This window comes from Pseudomonas urethralis (assembly GCF_021602465.1).
Taxonomy (GTDB): Bacteria; Pseudomonadota; Gammaproteobacteria; order Pseudomonadales; family Pseudomonadaceae; genus Aquipseudomonas; species Aquipseudomonas vlassakiae.
In genome coordinates this window covers 231064-250227 of sequence record NZ_BQIJ01000005.1, presented here as the reverse complement: position 1 = coordinate 250227, position 19164 = coordinate 231064, and the positions used below count along the sequence as shown (strand labels likewise).

The 19164-nt window shown below is 64.7% G+C and carries 15 protein-coding genes; 10 read left to right on the top strand and 5 right to left on the bottom strand.

The window, feature by feature from the left end; translation table 11 throughout:
- Positions 1–26 precede the first annotated feature (26 nt).
- Complete coding sequence (gene gshB, locus L6D64_RS10940; RefSeq protein WP_176508180.1) at positions 27–980, bottom strand: glutathione synthase; 954 nt, start codon at positions 978–980, stop codon at positions 27–29.
- 196 nt (positions 981–1176) lie between these two features.
- On the opposite strand from gshB, the gene L6D64_RS10935 reads away from it, so the two are divergent.
- From L6D64_RS10935 to trhA, 7 genes are read left to right on the top strand one after another with little or no spacing between them, the layout of a single operon-like run.
- Positions 1177–1578: a response regulator gene (locus tag L6D64_RS10935; protein ID WP_176508181.1), complete on the top strand. Its 402-nt coding sequence runs from the start codon at positions 1177–1179 to the stop codon at positions 1576–1578.
- 45 nt (positions 1579–1623) lie between these two features.
- Entirely contained in the window at positions 1624–1989 is a 366-nt protein-coding gene (gene pilH / locus L6D64_RS10930; RefSeq protein ID WP_176508182.1) for a twitching motility response regulator PilH, read from the top strand.
- Positions 1986–2540 carry a chemotaxis protein CheW gene (locus tag L6D64_RS10925; RefSeq protein ID WP_176508183.1) on the top strand — a complete coding sequence of 185 codons (555 nt, stop codon included), beginning with the start codon at positions 1986–1988 and terminating at the stop codon, positions 2538–2540. Before pilH ends, L6D64_RS10925 begins: the two co-directional genes overlap by 4 nt.
- Before the next feature lie 47 nt (positions 2541–2587).
- Positions 2588–4612, top strand: coding sequence for a methyl-accepting chemotaxis protein (locus tag L6D64_RS10920; RefSeq protein WP_189660540.1), 2025 nt, complete (start codon positions 2588–2590; stop codon positions 4610–4612).
- 9 nt (positions 4613–4621) lie between these two features.
- Entirely contained in the window at positions 4622–9511 is a 4890-nt protein-coding gene (locus L6D64_RS10915) for a hybrid sensor histidine kinase/response regulator (RefSeq protein WP_176508184.1), read from the top strand.
- Positions 9504–9977, top strand: a complete 474-nt coding sequence (locus L6D64_RS10910) for a chemotaxis protein CheW (RefSeq protein ID WP_176508185.1) — start codon at positions 9504–9506, stop codon at positions 9975–9977. Before L6D64_RS10915 ends, L6D64_RS10910 begins: the two co-directional genes overlap by 8 nt.
- A 59-nt stretch (positions 9978–10036) precedes the next feature.
- A complete protein-coding gene (gene trhA, locus L6D64_RS10905) occupies positions 10037–10654 on the top strand; it encodes a PAQR family membrane homeostasis protein TrhA (RefSeq protein WP_054884315.1) in 618 nt (205 codons plus the stop codon).
- Positions 10655–10662: 8 nt separating this feature from the next.
- Here trhA and L6D64_RS10900 read toward each other — a convergent pair whose 3' ends face one another.
- The 3 genes from L6D64_RS10900 to L6D64_RS10890 form a co-directional block, all read right to left on the bottom strand.
- A complete protein-coding gene (locus tag L6D64_RS10900) occupies positions 10663–11385 on the bottom strand; it encodes a 16S rRNA (uracil(1498)-N(3))-methyltransferase (protein ID WP_176508186.1) in 723 nt (240 codons plus the stop codon).
- Between the two features lie 174 nt (positions 11386–11559).
- Positions 11560–12966, bottom strand: coding sequence for an adenosylmethionine--8-amino-7-oxononanoate transaminase (locus tag L6D64_RS10895; RefSeq protein WP_176508187.1), 1407 nt, complete (start codon positions 12964–12966; stop codon positions 11560–11562).
- A gap of 78 nt (positions 12967–13044) precedes the next feature.
- Positions 13045–13536: a hypothetical protein gene (locus L6D64_RS10890; protein ID WP_176508188.1), complete on the bottom strand. Its 492-nt coding sequence runs from the start codon at positions 13534–13536 to the stop codon at positions 13045–13047.
- A gap of 212 nt (positions 13537–13748) precedes the next feature.
- Here L6D64_RS10890 and L6D64_RS10885 point away from each other — a divergent pair, with 212 nt between their 5' ends.
- The 3 genes from L6D64_RS10885 (at position 13749) to L6D64_RS10875 (ending at position 16955) form a co-directional block, all read left to right on the top strand.
- Positions 13749–15539, top strand: coding sequence for a flavin monoamine oxidase family protein (locus L6D64_RS10885; protein WP_176508189.1), 1791 nt, complete (start codon positions 13749–13751; stop codon positions 15537–15539).
- Between the two features lie 230 nt (positions 15540–15769).
- Positions 15770–16321: a cytochrome b gene (locus L6D64_RS10880; RefSeq protein WP_176508190.1), complete on the top strand. Its 552-nt coding sequence runs from the start codon at positions 15770–15772 to the stop codon at positions 16319–16321.
- A gap of 34 nt (positions 16322–16355) precedes the next feature.
- Positions 16356–16955, top strand: coding sequence for a YceI family protein (locus L6D64_RS10875; protein ID WP_054884321.1), 600 nt, complete (start codon positions 16356–16358; stop codon positions 16953–16955).
- Between the two features lie 66 nt (positions 16956–17021).
- On the opposite strand, the gene L6D64_RS10870 is transcribed toward L6D64_RS10875, so the two are convergent.
- A complete protein-coding gene (locus tag L6D64_RS10870; RefSeq protein ID WP_176508191.1) occupies positions 17022–18920 on the bottom strand; it encodes an RNA helicase RhlE2 in 1899 nt (632 codons plus the stop codon).
- Positions 18921–19164 lie beyond the last annotated feature (244 nt).

Sequence of the window (19164 nt, the reverse complement as noted above, 5' to 3'; positions counted from 1 at the left end):
TCCGCGCATTTGCTCCGCGTCGGCGGTCAGCGCGCCTTGAGCTGGCGATCAATGGCATCCATCAGCTTGCCACCGATATCGGTGTTGTAGGCGGCGTCGATCTCGCGGATGCAGGTGGGGCTGGTGACGTTGATTTCGGTGAGGGAATCGCCGATCACGTCCAGGCCAACGAACAGCAGGCCCTTTTCACGCAGGGTCGGCCCGACCTGGGCGGCGATCCAGCGGTCGCGCTCCGTCAGTGGGCGGGCTTCACCGCGACCACCGGCGGCCAGGTTGCCACGGGTTTCGCCGCTGGCCGGGATACGCGCCAGGCAGTAGTCGACCGGTTCGCCGTCGATCATCAGGATGCGCTTGTCGCCGTCGACGATCTGCGGCAGGTATTCCTGGGCCATGATCTGCTGGGTGCCATGCTGGGTCAGTGTTTCCAGGATGACCGACAGGTTGGGGTCGTCCTTGCGGTGGCGGAACACCGACGCACCGCCCATGCCGTCCAGCGGCTTGAGGATCACGTCACCGCGGCTGTTGGCGAACTCACGCAGGATGTCGACGCGGCGGCTGACCAGGGTTGGCGCCATGCACTGCGGGAATTGGGTGGCGAACAGTTTTTCGTTGCAGTCGCGCAGGCTCTGCGGGCGGTTGACCACCAGCACACCTTCGCGCTCTGCTTGCTCCAGCAGGTAGGTGCTGTAGACGAATTCCATGTCGAAGGGCGGATCCTTGCGCATCAGGATCACGTCCAGCTCGGCCAGGGCGCTGTCCTGCTCCTCGCCCAGCTCGAACCAGCGCGCGGGGTCGGCGAAGACCTTCAGCGGGCGCATCTGCGCACGGGCCTGGCCGGCACCCAGATAAAGGTCGCGCTGCTCCATGTAGAACAGCTCCCAGCCGCGGGCCTGGGCGGCCAGCAACATGGCCATCGAGCTGTCCTTCTTGTAGGAGATGGACGCGATCGGGTCCATGACAATGCCGAGGCGAACGCTCATGGGGTGGTTCCTCTTGGCGGCGGGTGGCCGCGGTCAATCGAAAGAAAAGTGGCTCAGGGTGGCGCCGCGGACGCCGCGGGTCAAGGGGGCGGTAGATGGAATGGCCCCCCGGAGTGTGCTAAAAATGCCCTCAGCTTCAAGCTGCAAGCCATCAGTGGCTCGCAGCCCACACTGTGCAGCGATGGTAGCGCAATTTATGGAACAGCCCCTGAAGGTGATGGTGATCGACGACTCCCGCACGATCCGCCGCACCGCGCAGATGTTGCTCGGCGAAGCGGGCTGCGAGGTGGTCACCGCCAGTGACGGCTTCGATGCCCTGGCCAAGATCATTGACCACCAGCCACAGATCATCTTCGTCGATGTGCTGATGCCCCGTCTGGACGGTTATCAGACCTGTGCGGTGATCAAGCACAACAGTGCCTTCAGGGACATCCCGGTGATTCTTCTGTCGTCTCGCGATGGCCTGTTCGACAAGGCCCGCGGCCGGGTGGTCGGTTCCGACCAGTTCCTGACCAAACCATTCAGCAAGGAAGAACTGCTCGACGCAATCAGGGCCCATGTGCCCGGTTTCGCCGCGCCCGAACAACCCGCACCCTGATCACGCCGCGCTGGTGCGGCTTTCAATGTCCTGATGGGGAACAGCATGGCTCGAGTTCTGATTGTCGACGACTCGCCGACAGAGATGTACAAATTGACCGGATGGCTGGAAAAGCATGGTCACCAGGTGCTCAAGGCCAGCAACGGTGCCGACGGCGTGGCCCTGGCCCGCCAGGAAAAGCCCGATGCGGTGCTGATGGACATCGTCATGCCCGGCATGAACGGTTTCCAGGCCACCCGCCAGTTGAGCAAGGACCCTGAAACCCGCGCCATTCCCGTGGTGGTGGTGACCACCAAGGACCAGGAAACCGACCGTATCTGGGCCACGCGCCAGGGCGCCCGCGACTTCCTGACCAAGCCGGTGGAAGAGGACGCGCTGATCGCCAAGCTCAAAGAAGTACTGGGCGCTTGACCACCCGCCCACAGGGCGCGTCGCTGACCGCCTTCGAGCTGTTGCTGGACATCGACCGGCGCTGCCGCCTGCTGGTGGCCGACCAGCCGCCGCAGGACACGCGCCTGCAGCAATGGAGCGGCATCGGTTTTCGCGTCGCCGGGCAGTGGTTCGTCGCCCCCATGGGCGAGGTCGCCGAGGTGCTGCGCGAGCCACGCAGCAGCCGCGTGCCAGGCGTGCAGCCGTGGGTGTGCGGGGTGGCCAACCTGCGCGGCCGGTTGTTGCCGGTCATGGACCTGAGCAGTTTCTTCGGCCTGGGCCCCGCAGCGCCAGGCAAGCAGCGACGTGTGCTGGTGCTGGACCATGACGACCTGTTCGTCGGCTTGCTGGTCGATGAGGTGCTGGGACTGCAGCATTTCGCCCTGAGCAGCCTGGACCTGTCGCCCCCGCAGCCATTGCTGAGGGCTGCTGCCCGCTTCGTGCAGGGGCACTTTGCGCGTGAACGCAACTGGGCGATCTTCAGCCCCTTCGCCCTGGCCCAGGCGCCGGGCTTTCTTGACGTGGCGCTATAGGACCTTCGAACGTGAACAAGCCGGCCACACCCGTCGCCCCCGCCAGCATGACCCCTCGCACGCGCAGCATCGTGCAGATCACCGTGCTGTTCGTGATCCTGATTCTGTCGATCATTCTGTTGTTCGCCAACTTCGCCTACCTCAACACCCAGGCCAATCACGACAAGCAATACATCGGCCACGCCGGCGAACTGCGGGTGTTGTCCCAGCGTATCGCCAAGAACGCCACCGAGGCTGCGGCGGGCAAGGCCCTGGCATTCAAGCTGCTGTCGGATGCGCGCAACGACTTCGAGCGGCGCTGGAGCTACCTGCGCGAAGGTGACAAGTCCACCGGCCTGCCAGCGGCGCCGCCTGCAGTGCGCGATGAAATGGAAGCGGTGCGCCAGGACTGGGAAAACCTGCGCAAGAACACCGACACCATTCTGGCCAGCGAACAGACCGTGCTGTCGTTGCATCAGGTGGCGGCGACCCTCGCCGAAACCGTACCGCAATTGCAGGTCGAGTATGAAAAGGTGGTCGAGATCCTGCTGCAAAGTGGTGCCCCGGCCAATCAGGTAGTGGTAGCCCAGCGCCAGCTGCTGCTGGCAGAGCGTATCCTCGGGTCGGTCAATACCGTGTTGGCTGGCGACGACACCGCTGCGCAGGCCGCCGATACCTTCGGCCGCGATGCCAGCCGCTTCGGCCAGGTGCTCGAGGGCATGCTCGGCGGCAACCCGGCGATCCAGGTGACCCGCGTCGAGGACGCCGATGCCCGCGCCCGCCTGGCGGAAATCGCCGAGCTGTTCCAGTTCGTGGCAGGGTCTGTCGATGAAATCCTCGAAACCTCCCCCGAGCTGTTCCGCGTGCGCGAAGCGGCGGGCAACATCTTCAGCCTGTCGCAAACCTTGCTCGATGAGGCCTCGCACCTGGCCAACGGCTTCGAGAACCTGGCCAGCGGGCGCACCCTTGATACCGTCGGCGGTTATGCACTGGGCCTGCTGGCGCTGGCTTCGATCATCCTGATCGGCTTGGTGATGGTCCGCACTACCCACCGCCAGTTGCAGGAAACCGCGGAAAAGAACGAACGCAACCAGCAGGCGATCATGCGCCTGCTCGATGAAATCGAAGAGCTGGCCGATGGCGACCTGACCGTCACCGTGTCGGTGACCGAAGACTTCACCGGCGCCATCGCCGACTCGATCAACTACTCGGTCGACCAGCTGCGCGACCTGGTAGCCACCATCAACCACAGCGCCGAGCAAGTCGCGGCTGCCGTGCAGGACACGCAGAATACCGCGCGCCAACTGGCCAAGGCCTCGGAGCACCAGGCCGAGCAGATCAGCGAGGCGTCAGAGGCGGTCGGCGACATGGTCGAGTCGATCGACCGGGTTTCCGCCCACGCCTATGAATCGGCCAAGGTCGCCGAGCGCTCGGTGGCGATCGCCAACAAGGGCAACGAGGTGGTGCATAACACCATCAATGGCATGGACAACATCCGCGAGCAGATCCAGGACACCGCCAAACGGATCAAGCGCCTGGGCGAATCCTCCCAGGAAATCGGCGACATCGTCAGCCTGATCGACGACATCGCCGACCAGACCAACATCCTTGCCCTCAATGCCGCGATTCAGGCCTCGCTGGCAGGCGAGGCCGGTCGCGGCTTTGCCGTGGTGGCCGACGAGGTGCAGCGCCTGGCCGAGCGCTCGTCCTCGGCAACCCGGCAGATCGAAGCGCTGGTGCGGACCATCCAGGCGGATACCAACGAGGCCGTCATCTCCATGGAACAGACCACCGCCGAGGTGGTGCGCGGTGCGCGGCTGGCCCAGGATGCCGGCGTGGCACTGGCCGAAATCGAGGGCGTATCGCAGAACCTCGCCGAGCTTATCCACAGCATCTCTGATGCAGCACAGCTGCAGACCTCTTCCGCAGGGCAGATTTCCCACACCATGGCGGTGATCCAGCAGATCACCGCGCAGACGTCCGCCGGCTCCAGCGCCACCGCCGACAGCATCCGCCACTTGGCGCGGATGGCCAGCGAAATGCGCCGCTCGGTCTCCGGTTTCACCCTGCCGGCGCCCGCCGAGCGAAGCTGAGGACCACCCATGGCTTCTGCCGTCGTAAGCCCTGAACGCCACGATACCGTGGCCCTGGCCTGGACCCGGGCCGCCATCCTCGATTGCCTGAGCCAGGCCCGTCAGGCCCTGGAACGCTTTGCCGGCGAGACCGACGACCTGTCGATGCTGGCCTTCGTTGTGGATAACCTGCATCAGGTGCACGGCTGCCTGCGCATGCTCGAGCTGCGCGGTGCCGCCCGCCTGGCCGAAGAGCTGGAATTGCTGGCCAAGGCTTTGGCCGAGGGGCAGTTAAGCCCTCGCGGCGACTGCCTGGGGCCACTGTTTCGCGGCCTGGAGCAGTTGCCGTCCTACCTGGAGCGGTTGCGCGGAGCGCGCCATGACCTGCCACTGGTGATGCTGCCGCTGCTCAATCAGCTGCGTGCCTGCCGCGGCGTCGAGCCGTTGGCCCAGGCCAGCCTGATCAGCGGTGTCGCGCAGCGCTTTGCCGGCTCCGATGACCTGGCCAACCTCGACTTGTCCTTGGGCAACTGGCGGGAGCAGATGCAGGCCGGGCCGGGGCGTGACGCCCTGCGCTCGGTGATCAGCGCCCTGTGCGACGACCTGATGCGGATCAAGGAGCGCCTGGACCAGTTCGTGCGCGGCGACCGCCAGCACAGCGAGGACCTGGACGCACTGCTCGCACCGTTGCGCCATGTGGCCGACACCCTGGCGGTGCTGGGCTTCCAGCAGCCACGCCGGGTCATCATCGACCAGGTGCTGGCGCTGCAGGCCCTGGCCCAGGGTGAGCGGGTGGTGGACGACGCGGTATTGATGGATGTGGCCGGTGCGCTGCTGTATGTGGAGGCCACGCTCAACGGCATGGTCCTGCCGCTGGAGGAGGGCGGGCAGGGCGGCCTGCCCGGCTCGGACCTGGCCGAGATTCGCCAGCTGGTGCTGAACGAGTCACTGTCGGTGTTGCAGCAGGCCAAGGACCTGATCGGCGATTGCCTGGAATCTGGCTGGCCCCGTCAGCGCCTGCAGCCTCTGCCGGGGCTGTTGCAGCAAGTGCGTGGCGCGTTGGCGATGCTCATGCTGCCGGCCGCCGCCGAAGTGTTTGCCGGCTGTGCGGGCTATGTGCAGGGCTGGCTGCAGCACCTGGAGGAGGAGCCGCCTGCGGACGAGCTGACCCACCTGGCCGAGGCCCTCAGCGCCGCCGAGTGCTACCTGCAATGGCGGGTCGCCGACCCGCTGGCCGACGCTCAGCCGTTTCTCGACATGGCCCGCGCCAGCCTGACGGCGCTGGGCGTGCAGTGCACCCATGCGGGCCCGTCCGAGGCGCAGGATGGCAGCGATGGCATCGACGACGAATTGCGCGAAGTGTTCCTCGAAGAGGCTGGCGAACTGCTACCGGAGATCGAGCGACACTGGTTGCGCTGGCGCGCCGACAACAGCCTGCGCGACGCGTTGATCGAGGTGCGCCGTGACCTGCATACGCTCAAGGGCAGCGGGCGCATGGTGCATGCCGAGGCGGTAGCGGAGCTGGCCTGGGGCGGTGAACACCTGCTCAACCGGGTGCTGGAGGGGCGCATCGCCCTGACCCCGGAAGGCGCAGTGGCGCTGCAGCAGGTGTTCGTCCATCTGCCAGACCTGCTGGCCGACTTTGCGGCTGGCCAGTTGCCGCAATTGAGCGAAATCGAACAGTTGGCGAGCCACCTGCACGCCCTGGCCGAGAACGATACCCCGGCCAGCGCCGACATCGATGGCCTCGACCCGCAACTACTGGATATCTTCCGCAACGAGGCGCAAGGCCACCTGGCCAGCCTGGAAGGCTTTCTTCAGGGCGCCGACGGCCAGGGCAGCGAAGTCAGCGACAGCCTGCAGCGCGCCTTGCACACGCTCAAGGGCAGCGCTGCCATGGCCGGGGTCATGCCGATCGCCGAGCTGGCCACTGCCTTCGACCGCCTGGTACGTGAGTACCGGGGGCACCAGTTGCCGTTGCAGGCAGCGGAGATGCAGTGGCTGCACACCGCCCATGGCCTGTTCCTGCAGGGCCTGGCGCAGCTCGGCAGTACACCTTTGGCGACCATCCCGGGGGCGGCGCAGCTGATCGAGCAGGTCGGCGAGGCGGTGGACCTGCGCCTGGCCAGCCTGCATGCCGAGCCTCAACACACACGCAGTGGCAAGCGCGACCCACAGCTGATCGCCAGTTTCCTGGCCCAGGCCATGGACATCCTGCTGGACGCCGAGTCGCAGCTGTCGCGTTGGCAACAGCAGCCCGGGCAGCGCGAACCGCTGGAGACCTTGCTCGATGAGCTGACCAGCCTTGGCCACGCCGCGCACCTTGCCGACCTGTGGCAGATGGATGCCATCTGCGAGGCTCTGCTCGATCTCTACGGCGCGGTGGAGGAGGGCAGCCTGGGCGCCAGCCCGCGCTTTTTCGCCGTTGCCCGGCAAGCCCATGAAGCCCTGCTGGACATGCTCGACGAAGTAGCCGCCGGGCAGGCGCTCAGCCCGCGGCCTGACTGTATCGACGCCCTGCGCGACGTGTTGGAGGGGGCGCTGGCGGCCGATGCCACCGGCTTGGTAAGCGCTGATGCGGTTACGCCGCTTGCTGGCGCGCTGGAGCACGAAGAGGATGCTGACAGCCCAGGCGACAAGGAGCTGCTCGAGGTCTTCCTCGAAGAAAGCTCGGACATCGTCGAAAGCGCCGCCGCCGCCCTGGCGCGCTGGCAGGCCGACCCGCGCAACAGCGTCGAAGTGGAGAACCTGCTGCGTGACCTGCACACCCTCAAAGGGGGCGCGCGCATGGTCGAGATCAGCGCCATCGGCGACCTGGCCCATGAGCTGGAATTCCTTTACGAGCTGCTCGCCGCCGGGCGCCTGCCGCCGAGCTCGGCGCTGTTCGCACTGCTGCAGAACTGCCATGACCGCCTGGCGCATATGCTCGACGCCGTGCGCCTGGGCCAGCCGCTGCACACCGCTACCGCGCTGATCGACTACATCCGTAACTTCAGCAGTGCCGCACTGACCGACAGCGCGGCCAGCCAGGCCCCGGCGGACACCGCACCCGCCGAAACACCGGTGGCGACACCGGAGCGGGCGCCGGGCGACATGGTCAAGGTCGACGCCGAGCTGCTCGACGACCTGGGCAACCTGGCCGGCGAGCATTCGGTCATTCGCGGCCGTATCGAACAGCAAGTCAACGATGCCCAGTTCGCCCTCAACGAGATGGAAACCACCCTGGAGCGCATGCGCGACCAGCTGCTGCGCCTGGACATCGAGACCCAGCGGCGGATCAGCAGCCGCCAGGCGTTCGAGGGAGACGCCTACGAAGATTTCGACCCGCTGGAGATGGACCGCCATTCGCAACTGCAGCAGCTGTCGCGGGCCCTGTTCGAGTCGGCCTCCGACCTGCTCGACCTCAAGGAAACCCTTGCCCAGCGTGCCCAGGAGGCCTACAGCTTGCTGCAACAACAGGCCCGGGTGAACAGCCAGTTGCAGGAAGGCCTGACCGCGACCCTGATGGTCCCGTTCGAACGCCTGGTGCCGCGCTTGCAGCGGGTCGTGCGCCAGGTGGCCAGCGAGCTGGGCAAGCAGGTCGAGCTGGTGGTCGGCAATGCCGAGGGTGAACTGGACCGCAGTGTGCTGGAACGGATGGTCGCGCCACTGGAGCACATGCTGCGCAATGCAGTCGACCACGGCCTTGAGTCGCGCGAGATACGCCTGGCCGCGGGCAAGCCAGAGCAGGGCACCATTCACCTGAACTTGCTGCATGAGGGCGCTGACATCGTCATCGAGATGACCGACGACGGCGCCGGTGTGCCGCTGGAGGCGGTCCGGCGCAAGGCAATCAAGCGTGGCCTGCTGGACCCGCAGGCGCACCTGAGCGATCACGAGATCCTGCAGTTCATCCTGCGCCCGGGCTTTTCCACGGCGGAGAAGATCACCCAGATATCCGGGCGCGGCCTGGGCATGGACGTGGTCCACGAAGAGGTCAAGCAACTGGGCGGCTCGATGACCATCGAGTCGGCCCAGGGCAAGGGCGCACGGTTCCTGATCCGCTTGCCGTTCACCGTGTCGATCAACCGGGCCTTGATGGTGCACCTGGGCGAGGAGCAGTACGCCATACCGCTCAACACCATCGAAGGCATCGTGCGTGTACCACCGGCCGAACTGGCCGCCTGTTATCAGCTGGACGCCCCGCGTTATGTGTATGGCGGCCACGAGTACGAGTTGCGTTACCTCGGCGAGCTGCTGCAGGGGTTGCCGCGCCCGGTGCTGCTGGGGCAGAGCGTGCCGCTGCCGGTGTTGCTGCTGCATTCCCAGGAGCAGTCGTTCGCCATTCAGGTAGACAGCCTGTCGCCGAGCCGTGAGATCGTGGTCAAGAGCCTTGGCCCGCAGTTCGCCGCCGTGGCGGGTTTGTCGGGGGCGACCTTGCTCGGTGATGGCCGCGTGGTACTGATCCTCGACCTGCTGGGCCAGCTGCGTGGCCAGCAGCGGCGGCTGGCACGTCTGCCGGGGGGTAGCGGGGTGCAGCGCACCTTGTTCGGCCCGGCACCCCGGCGGGCCACGCTGGTGATGGTGGTGGACGACTCGGTCACCGTGCGCAAGGTCACCAGTCGCCTGCTGGAGCGCCATGGCATGAGCGTGATGACGGCCAAGGATGGTGTCGATGCCATGGCCCTGCTGGAAGAGCACCGCCCCGACGTGCTGTTGCTGGACATCGAGATGCCGCGCATGGATGGTTTCGAAGTGGCCACCCGCATTCGCCGCGACGAGCGTCTGAAAGACCTGCCGATCATCATGATCACCTCGCGCACCGGGCAGAAGCACCGCGACCGGGCCATGGCCATCGGCGTCAACGATTACCTGGGCAAACCCTATCAGGAGTCGGTGCTGCTGCAGAGCATCGCCCACTGGAGCCAGACCCATGCTTGAACTGATTGCAGGGCAACGCAGCAGCCTCACAGGGCTGCTGCTGCCGCTGGGCGACCGTACGCTGGTATTGCCCAACGTCGCTGTGGTCGAACTGATCGGCCAACGCAACCTGGTGTGCGAACCGGGTGACCCGGCTTGGCACCTGGGGTGGATCGACTGGCGACAGCAGCATCTGCCGTTGATCGGTTTCGAGGCCGCCTGCGGCGGTGAGACGCCCTGTGGCGAGCGGGCGCGGATCGTGGTGCTGAATGCGCTCGGGGACACCGGCTTGCGCTACCTGGCAGTGCTGCTGCAGGACATTCCGCGCTCGTGCAAGCTCGATAGCCAGCTCAACTATGTGGATGTGCCGCTGGGCAGCCTGGAGCTGGCCGCGGTGCAGGTAGGCGAGCAAGTGGCGCGTGTGCCGGACCTGGTCGGGCTGGAAAGGCTGGTGCGTGACGCTGAACTGCAGCCTGCTTTTGGCTAGGATGAGGCAGGAATGGACCCTGCCATGAACCCAGCCCGATTCAGGAGGTCTGTGTTTGCATGTACTACGGTGAACGCTTCAATGCCTGGACCCACCTGGTCGGTGCCGTCCTGGCCTGTATCGGTGCCATCTGGCTGATCGTCGCTGCTGGCCTGCAGGGCGACCCGTGGAAGATCGTCAGTTTCTCCATCTATGGCAGCACGTTGCTGTTGCTCTACAGCATTTCCACCCTGTACCACAGCACGCGCGGGCGGGCGAAGGTGATCATGCGCAAGCTCGATCACCTGTCGATCTACCTGCTGATCGCCGGCAGCTACACCCCGTTCTGCCTGGTCAGCCTGCGCGGGCCCTGGGGCTGGAGCCTGTTCGGCGTGGTCTGGGGGCTGGCGGTGATCGGCATGTTGCAAGAGATCAAGCCGCGCTCGGAAGCGCGCATCCTGTCGATCATCATCTATGCGCTGATGGGCTGGATCGTGCTGGTGGCAGTCAAGCCGCTGCTGAACAGCCTCGGCACTGCCGGCTTCACCTGGCTGGCGGCCGGCGGCGTGTTCTATACCGTCGGCATCATTTTCTTCGCCCTCGACAGTCGCTTGCGCCATGCGCATGGCATCTGGCACCTGTTCGTGATTGTCGGCAGCCTCATGCACTTCGTGGCGGTGTCGCTGTACGTGCGTTAGCTTTTTGTTTACGAAAAGTCACCCCACAGCTGCTGCGCGACCGACAGCGCCACCACCGGTGCGGTCTCGGTCCGCAGTACCCGCGGCCCGAGGCGTGCGGCATGGAAGCCAGCAGCCTTGGCCTGTTCGACTTCCGTATCACTCAGGCCACCTTCCGGGCCGATCAGGAAGGCCAGCGTTGCCGGCTTGTCATGGCTGGTCAGCGGCTCGGCGACCGGGTGCAGGACCAGCTTGAGCTCGGCCTCGGTGCCCTTGAGCCATTCGGCCAGGGTCACGGGCGGATGGATGACCGGCAGCGTCGAACGGCCGCATTGTTCGCAGGCACTGATCGCCACCTGGCGCCAGTGGGCCAGGCGCTTGTCGGCGCGCTCGTCCTTCAGGCGCACTTCGCAGCGCTCGCTGACGATCGGGGTAATAACGTTGGCACCCAGCTCGGTGGCCTTCTGGATCGCCCAGTCCATGCGCTCGCCGCGGGACAGGCCCTGGCCGAGGTGAACCTGCAGCGGCGAGTCGGGCTGGCCGGCGATGGCCTGGTCGAGGCTGACGCGTACCGTCTTCTTGCCGACTTCGAGCAACTGGCCGAGGTATTCCTGGCCGCTGCCATCGAACAGCTGCACGGCATCGCCAGGGGCCATGCGCAGGACGCGGCCAATGTAGTGGGCCTGGGCTTCGGGCAGGTCGTGTTCGCCAAGGCTCAGGGGGGCATCGATGAAGAAGCGGGACAGTCTCATGGTTCAGCTCGGAATGTTTGAGGGACATCACCCCTTGTGGGAGCGGCCTTGTGTCGCGAAAGGGCTGCGAAGCAGCCCCAGATTTTCAGCTTCGCAGCGGAAATTGCCGGGGCCGCGTTGCGGCCCTTTCGCGACACAAGGCCGCTCCCACAAGGGATAGTGCAAGGGCTGCTACTAGCCCGGGTCGCGGAAGTCGGGGTGGAAGTTGGCTGGTACGGCGACGCTGACGCTATCGCGGGTGGCGATGTCGATGCCTTCGCTGGCCACTTCGGCGAGGAAGTCGATCTGCTCCGGAGTAATCACATACGGCGGCAGGAAGTACACCACGCTGCCCAACGGGCGCAGCAGCGCGCCGCGGGTCAGGGCGTGCTCGAACACCTTCAGGCCACGACGCTCCTGCCATGGGTAGGCAGCCTTGGTGGCCTTGTCCTGGACCATCTCGATGGCCAGGGCCATGCCGGTCTGGCGAACCTCGGCGACATGGGCATGCTCGGCCAGGTGCGCGGTGGCGCTGGCCATGCGCGCGGCCAGGGGCTTGTTGGCCTCGATCACATTGTCCTGCTCGAAGATGTCCAGCGTCGCCAGGGCGGCGGCGCAGGCCAGCGGGTTGCCGGTGTAGCTGTGCGAGTGGAGGAACGCGCGCAGGGTCGGGTAATCGTCGTAGAAGGCCTGGTACACCTTGTCGGTGGTCAGGCAGGCGGCCAGCGGCAGGTAGCCACCGGTCAGGGCCTTGGACAGGCACAGGAAGTCCGGGCGGATGCCGGCCTGTTCGCAGGCGAACATCGTGCCGGTGCGGCCGAAGCCGACCGCGATCTCGTCGTGGATCAGGTGCACGTCATAGCGGTCGCAGGCTTCGCGCAGCAGCTTGAGGTATACCGGGTGATACATGCGCATGCCGCCGGCACCCTGGATCAGCGGTTCGATGATCACTGCCGAGAGGGTTTCGTGGTGTTCGGCCAGGGTCTGTTCCATGGCGGCGAACATGGTGCGCGAGTGTTCTTCCCAGCCCATGCCCTCGGGGCGCAGGTAGCAGTCGGGGCTTGGCACCTTGAGGGTGTCGAGCAGCAGTGCCTTGTAGGTTTCGGTGAACAGGGGCACGTCGCCGACCGACATTGCGGCAATGGTCTCGCCGTGGTAGCTGTTGGTCAGGGTCACGAAGCGCTTTTTCGCCGGTTTGCCGATGTTCTGCCAGTAATGGAAGCTCATCTTCAACGCCACTTCGATGCACGATGAGCCGTTGTCGGCGTAGAACACCCGGTCGAGCCCGGCGGGGGTCATGGCGACCAGGCGTTCGGACAGCTCGATCACCGGCTGGTGGCTGAAGCCGGCGAGGATGACGTGTTCCAGCTGGTCGACCTGATCCTTGATGCGCTGGTTGATGCGCGGGTTGGCATGGCCGAACACGTTGACCCACCAGCTGCTCACGGCATCCAGGTAGCGTTTGCCGTCGAAGTCCTCGAGCCATACGCCTTCACCACGCCGGATCGGGATCAGCGGCAGCTGCTCGTGGTCTTTCATCTGGGTGCAGGGGTGCCACAGGACCTTGAGGTCGCGTTGCATCCACTGATCGTTGAGGCCCATGGGCACTTCTCCTGGCTTACTGCCTGCTTTGACCGCGTAAGCCTAAGCAAAGCCAGGGGGCAGGACAACCGCTTGTGGTCAATGACGGCAGGTGCGGGTCCATTCCAGCTTGCGAATATGCACGGTGCCAGCCTGTGAAGTGGATATGGTCAGGCGACGGAAGGGGCCCTCGATGACCTGATGATAGGGCTGCGTGGCAATCGGTCCCGGCCTGGAATCGGTATAACCGCTGCCGGCGAGGGTGAGCCAATAGAAATTGCGCGGGATCGGGGCGATCAGGTCCATGTCGTAGCCATCGGTATCCAGCAGCATCTGCACACCGTCGAAGTGCTGGTCGCTGACGACGTAATACTCCAGCCGCAGGCATTCGACTTCCTGGTTGAAGGTGATTTCCACGTCACTGTGCTCGCCAATCACCAGCTCGGTGCCTTCATCGCCTTTGAAGGCTTCATGCAGGCCGGTCCATGACGTACCGTTGGAGCGGATTTTCAGGCCGGAGGGAGTGTGTACCGTCTGGTTGTGCCACAAGAATTGCCTTTCTACCTGTGCGAAATGCTCCTCATAGGTCATGGCGCAGCTCCTTTTGTCGGTTTTTTTAGCCACCTTCGCCAGCTTCGCCTAATGGCCAGATGCCTGGCTACTGACAAAATTGCCAGTTGCCAGAGGCACTTGATGTCGCCGTGCTGGCAGGGTCCGGATACCTGACGTATTCTTAGCGCATCGACTCTCGGGGCATTCCCGCCTCTTCCCATCCTTGCTATTTCAACTCGGAGTTCGCCGACATGGCTGCTGCTTGGGTGCGCCTGTGCGCGTTGGTATTGATCGGTGTGTCCAGCGGCGCCGCGCTGGCAAAGGACAAGACACCTTCGGCAATCGTCGTGGGTGGCGGCCTGGCTGGCCTGACTGCGGCCTATGAACTGCAGAACAAGGGTTGGCAGGTCACCCTGCTGGAGGCCAAGTCAGGCATGGGTGGCCGTTCGGGCCTGGCCACCAGCGAATGGATCGGTAACGCCAAGGCCCAGCCGGTGCTGAACCAGTACCTTGACCGTTTCAAGCTTGAAACACTGCCCGCTCCGGAGTTCGTACGTACCCCCGGCTACCTGATCGACGGCGAGTACTTCAGCGCCGCCGACCTGACCACCAAGCAGCCGGCTACCGCCGAGGCACTCAAGCGCTACGAAAAGACCCTCGACGACCTGGCCCGTTCGATCGATGACCCGCTCAACCCGCAGGCGAATAGCACCCTGTTCGCCCTTGACCAGATCAACGTCGCCACCTGGCTCGACAAGCTGCAATTGCCGGCCACCGCACGCCAGTTGATCAACCAGCAGATCCGTACCCGCTACGACGAGCCATCGCGCCTGTCGCTGCTCTACTTCGCTCAGCAGAACCGTGTCTACCGTGGCGTCAGTGATCGCGATCTGCGTGCCGCGCGCCTGCCTGGTGGCAGCCCGGTGCTGGCCCAGGCATTCGTCAAGCAATTGAAGACCATCAAGACCAGCTCGCCGGTCACGGCGATCGTGCAGGACAAGGACGGCGTCAGCGTCAAGGTCGGCAGCACCGACTACAAGGCCGATTACCTGGTGATGGCGGTCCCTCTGCGGGCGCTGGCCAAGATTCAGATCACCCCAGGGCTGGACACCCAGCACATGGCGGCGCTCAAGGGCACCAACTACGGCTGGCGTGACCAGCTGATGCTCAAGTTCAAGCAACCTGTATGGGAAAGCCGCGCGCGCATGTCGGGCGAGATCTTCAGTAACGCCGGCCTCGGCATGCTGTGGATCGAGCCAGCGCTCAAGGGCGGTGCCAATGTGGTGATCAACCTGTCGGGTGACAATGCGCGGCTGCTGCAGGCCTTCGGCGACAAACAGATGGTCGACCAGGTGCTGATCCGCCTGCATGCGTTCTATCCACAGGCTCGCGGTGCGTTCACCGGTTATGAGGTCAAGCGTTACAGCATCGATGCCGGCACCGGTGGCGCCTACCTGGCATACGGCCCAGGGCAGATCAGCAAGTACTGGCGCCTGTGGGAGCGCCCGGTGCAGCGCATCACCTTTGCCGGTGAGCACACCGATGCGCTCTACCCAGGCACCCTGGAAGGCGCCCTGCGCAGCGGCCAGCGCGCTGCCAGCCAGGTACAGGACTTGCTCGCCGGCAAGTCGTTCGACCCGGCCAAGGCTGCGACCGTCGCGGCAGCGGCGACAGCCGGTGCCGCTGTAGCGAAGAAGGACACTGGCGGCGGTTTCTTCTCGCGCCTGTTCGGTGGTTCCGACAAGCCTGAGGTGAAGGCTGCGCCGGTTGCCAAGGTTGAGCCCAAGGCTGAGGCAGGCGCGCCAGCACCGGCGCCTGCAGCAGCCCCCGTAGCGCCTGCCCCTGCTGAAATCGCCAAGGAAGAGCCAGCCAAGCCCGCCGCGACGAAGGCTGCGCCAGCCAAGCCGGTACCGGCCAAGCATGCACCGGCACACAAGCCTGCGGCCAAACAGGCGAAAAAGGCGGTCGAGCCGAAAAAAGCCACGGTCAAATCCGATCCGGTGAAGAAGGCGGTGGGCAATACTCAGGCCAAGGCCAACTGAATCCTGTATCGGCCCCTCGCGGGTAAACCCGCTCTCACAGGGAGCGGGCATGCCCGCGAAGGGGCCGGTGCTGGCAACCTTAAACTCTCCAACTATTGTTAATGTTTCCTTAATAGGTAACTTACACACTATTCATCGTATTTCTCGATAATCCAAAGCAATTTTTTAAGCTTTTATTCGATACGTTACGCGCTAGTCTGTGCACAGCTTTCACGGGGAACGACGTCATCATGCAACTGCGCAATTCACCTTCTCGCTATGGCGTGGTCAGCATCGTCCTGCACTGGGGCGTTGCACTGGCAGTCTTCGGCCTGTTCGGCCTGGGCCTGTGGATGGTCGATCTCGGCTACTACGACCCTTGGCGCAAGGCCGGCCCTGACCTGCACAAGAGCATCGGCCTGGTATTGCTGGCGGTGATGCTGTTGCGTGTGGTCTGGCGTTTCATCAGCCCGCCACCGCCGGCACCGGCCAACCACGGGGCATTCACCCGCGTGGCGGCCAAGCTGGGGCACCTGGCGCTGTACCTCGGGCTGTTTGCGGTGATGATCGCCGGTTACCTGATTTCCACTGCCGACGGCGTCGGCATTCCGGTGTTCGGCCTGTTTGACGTACCAGCGCTGATCAGCAACCTGCCCGACCAAGCGGACGTCGCCGGCGTGATTCACCTGTGGTTGGCATGGGGCTTGGTGATCTTTGCCGTGCTGCATGCCTTGGCGGCCCTGAAACACCATTACATCGACCGTGACGCGACCCTGACCCGCATGCTGGGCCGCAAAGCTTGACTCTCAACCTCAATTGCATAGGAAGGAAGTAAGGATGTTGAAAAAGACTTTTGCCGCTCTGGCGCTCGGTACTGCTCTGTTCTCCGCCGGCCAGGCCATGGCTGCCGAGTACAAGATCGACAAGGAAGGCCAGCACGCGTTCGTTGATTTCAAGATCAGCCACCTGGGCTACAGCTTCATCACCGGTACCTTCAAGGACTGGGATGGTAACTTCAGCTGGGACCCGGCCAAGCCTGAAGCCAGCAAGATCGACGTCACCCTCAAGACTGTGAGCGTGGATACCAACCACGCCGAGCGGGACAAGCACATCAAGAGCAAGGACTTCCTTGACGTAGCCAAGTACCCCACCGCCACCTTCAAGTCGACCAAGGTGACCCCGACCGGCAAGAACGCCGAAGGCCAACTGACTGCCGATGTCGCCGGTGATCTGACCCTGACCGGCGTGACCAAGCCGGTGGTGATCAAGGCCACCTTCATTGGTGAAGGCAAGGACCCATGGGGCGGCTACCGTGCCGGCTTCGAGGGCAAGCTCGATATCAACCGCAAGGATTTCGCGCCGAAGTCCATGGACCTCGGCCCGCTGTCCGAGAAAGTTGAGCTGTACTTCGTGTTCGAAGGTGTTCAGCAGAAGTGATATTGCTGAACAGGCAATAAAAACGCCGCCCATTGGGCGGCGTTTTTTTATGCCTGATGCATGAACTCAGCCTTTGCGGGTGAGCAGCGCAGGTCGCTCACCACGCGGGCGGCTCGGCAGGTCATCCAACTGCTCTGGCGTCGGGTAACGGTCGAGCTTGGATTCCTTGCGGATGATCACGGGCTGGTGCTGTTCGCGGGGGCTGCGTACTGCCGGCTCCTGGCGCGATGCATCGTTGTGCCCGGCCGGACGGTTGCGGCCACCGCCATTGTTGTCACGACGTGCACCACCACCACCGTTGCTGTTGCGTGGGCGCTTGTCGCCGCTGCCGCTGCGCTGCTGGGCGCCAGTATTGCGGCCTTGGCCACCACCGTTGTTGCTGCGCTGGCTTGCGCCCTGGCTTTGGCCCTGGCCTTGACCTGCGCCACCCGGCCGGCGGTTGCGGCCTTGGCCTTTGGCGTTCTGGTAAGGGCTGACGTAGTCGGCGCGGTTGCCGAAGTTATCGATATCGTCGTCCAGGAACTCCTCTGGATCACGGTCGGCAGCAGGTTTCGGGATGGGGCTGTTGCTGGTCTGCTGTTGCTGGCGCGGCTTCTTGTCACGCGGCTTGCGTTGCTGCTGTTGCTTGTCGCCTGACTTTTCCTTGTCGGCCGGCTTGTCCGCAGCCTGCTGCCTGGCCTTGCCTTTGTCCTTGCCCTTGTCCTTGCGGCCGCCGTTGGCGTCTTTGCCGCCTTCGCTGCGGGCCTGCTGGTTGCGGCCGCCGCGGCCGCCGTTCTGCTGGCGTTCGCGCACTTCAGGTTTTTCAGCTTCTACCTGGCTGGCGTCGAAGCCCATCAGGTCGCCATCCGGGATCTTCTGCTTGGTGACCCGTTCGATGCTCTTGAGCAGCTTTTCTTCATCCGGCGCAACCATCGAGATGGCCTCGCCCGAGCGCCCGGCACGGCCGGTACGGCCGATGCGGTGCACGTAGTCTTCCTCGACGTTCGGCAGCTCGAAGTTGACCACGTGGGGCAGCTGGTCGATGTCCAGGCCTCGGGCGGCGATGTCGGTGGCCACCAGCACGCGTACGCTGTTGGCCTTGAAGTCGGCCAGGGCCTTGGTCCGGGCGTTCTGGCTCTTGTTGCCGTGGATAGCGGCAGCGGTCAGTCCGTGCTTTTCCAGGTACTCGGCCAGGCGGTTGGCGCCGTGCTTGGTGCGGGTGAATACCAGTACCTGCTCCCAGGCGCCCAGCGTGATCAAATGCGCCAGCAGGGCGCGTTTGTGACTGGCGGGCAGGCGGTAGACGCGCTGCTCGATACGCTCGACGGTGGTGTTTGGCGGGGTGACCTCGATACGCTCCGGGTTGTGCAGGAGCTTGTCGGCGAGGTCGGTGATGTCCTTGGAGAAGGTCGCCGAGAACAGCAGATTCTGGCGCTTGGCCGGAAGGCGGGCAAGGACCTTCTTCACGTCATGGATGAAGCCCATGTCGAGCATGCGGTCGGCTTCGTCGAGGACCAGGATTTCCACGTGGGCCAGGTCGACCTTGCCTTGGCCGGCCAGGTCGAGCAGGCGCCCCGGGCAGGCGACGAGCACGTCGACACCCTTGGCAATGGCCTGGATCTGCGGGTTCATGCCGACGCCGCCGAAGATGCAGGCGCTGACCAGTGGCAGGTCGCGGGCGTACACCTTGAAGCTGTCGTGTACCTGGGCGGCGAGCTCGCGGGTTGGGGTCAGGACCAGGACGCGCGGCTGGCGCGGGCCATGACGCTGGGATTTGTCGGGGTGGCCGGCCGGGAACAGGCGCTCAAGGATCGGCAAGGCGAAGCCGCCGGTTTTACCAGTACCAGTCTGTGCGGCAACCATCAGGTCGCGGCCTTGCAACACGGCGGGAATGGCCCGCTGTTGCACCGGGGTCGGCTGGGTGTAGCCCGCTGCCTCGATAGCGCGGACAAGAGCCTCGGAGAGACCGAGGGAAGCAAAGGACATGGGCAATCCTGTTCTCGTGTGGGCTGGGCCCGTTGGGATGTTCTGCCTGGCGCGACGGGCATCCAAGGGATGCGATCGCGTCCGGTCCAGCTGGGCTTTCACTGCGCATCCGGGAAGCGGAGGGTGGACGCCAAGGGGCGTCGATGCCGATCGGGATGCCTGTTGCGAGGCCGAGCGTCCGGGCGTGAGCCGGGCGGGAAGGCCCGAGTATAACAGAGCTGACGCCGCGTGCTGCTTTCCTGCT

Coding starts and splice junctions, on each gene's coding strand:
- L6D64_RS10935 (WP_176508181.1), top strand. CDS start 1,177: ATGGAACAGCCCCTGAAGGTGATGGTGATCGACGACTCCCGCACGATC.
- L6D64_RS10890 (WP_176508188.1), bottom strand. CDS start 13,536: ATGACCTATGAGGAGCATTTCGCACAGGTAGAAAGGCAATTCTTGTGG.
- L6D64_RS10870 (WP_176508191.1), bottom strand. CDS start 18,920: ATGTCCTTTGCTTCCCTCGGTCTCTCCGAGGCTCTTGTCCGCGCTATC.
- L6D64_RS10910 (WP_176508185.1), top strand. CDS start 9,504: ATGCTTGAACTGATTGCAGGGCAACGCAGCAGCCTCACAGGGCTGCTG.
- L6D64_RS10900 (WP_176508186.1), bottom strand. CDS start 11,385: ATGAGACTGTCCCGCTTCTTCATCGATGCCCCCCTGAGCCTTGGCGAA.
- L6D64_RS10875 (WP_054884321.1), top strand. CDS start 16,356: ATGTTGAAAAAGACTTTTGCCGCTCTGGCGCTCGGTACTGCTCTGTTC.
- L6D64_RS10915 (WP_176508184.1), top strand. CDS start 4,622: ATGGCTTCTGCCGTCGTAAGCCCTGAACGCCACGATACCGTGGCCCTG.
- trhA (WP_054884315.1), top strand. CDS start 10,037: ATGTACTACGGTGAACGCTTCAATGCCTGGACCCACCTGGTCGGTGCC.
- L6D64_RS10895 (WP_176508187.1), bottom strand. CDS start 12,966: ATGGGCCTCAACGATCAGTGGATGCAACGCGACCTCAAGGTCCTGTGG.
- L6D64_RS10880 (WP_176508190.1), top strand. CDS start 15,770: ATGCAACTGCGCAATTCACCTTCTCGCTATGGCGTGGTCAGCATCGTC.
- gshB (WP_176508180.1), bottom strand. CDS start 980: ATGAGCGTTCGCCTCGGCATTGTCATGGACCCGATCGCGTCCATCTCC.
- L6D64_RS10920 (WP_189660540.1), top strand. CDS start 2,588: ATGACCCCTCGCACGCGCAGCATCGTGCAGATCACCGTGCTGTTCGTG.
- pilH (WP_176508182.1), top strand. CDS start 1,624: ATGGCTCGAGTTCTGATTGTCGACGACTCGCCGACAGAGATGTACAAA.
- L6D64_RS10885 (WP_176508189.1), top strand. CDS start 13,749: ATGGCTGCTGCTTGGGTGCGCCTGTGCGCGTTGGTATTGATCGGTGTG.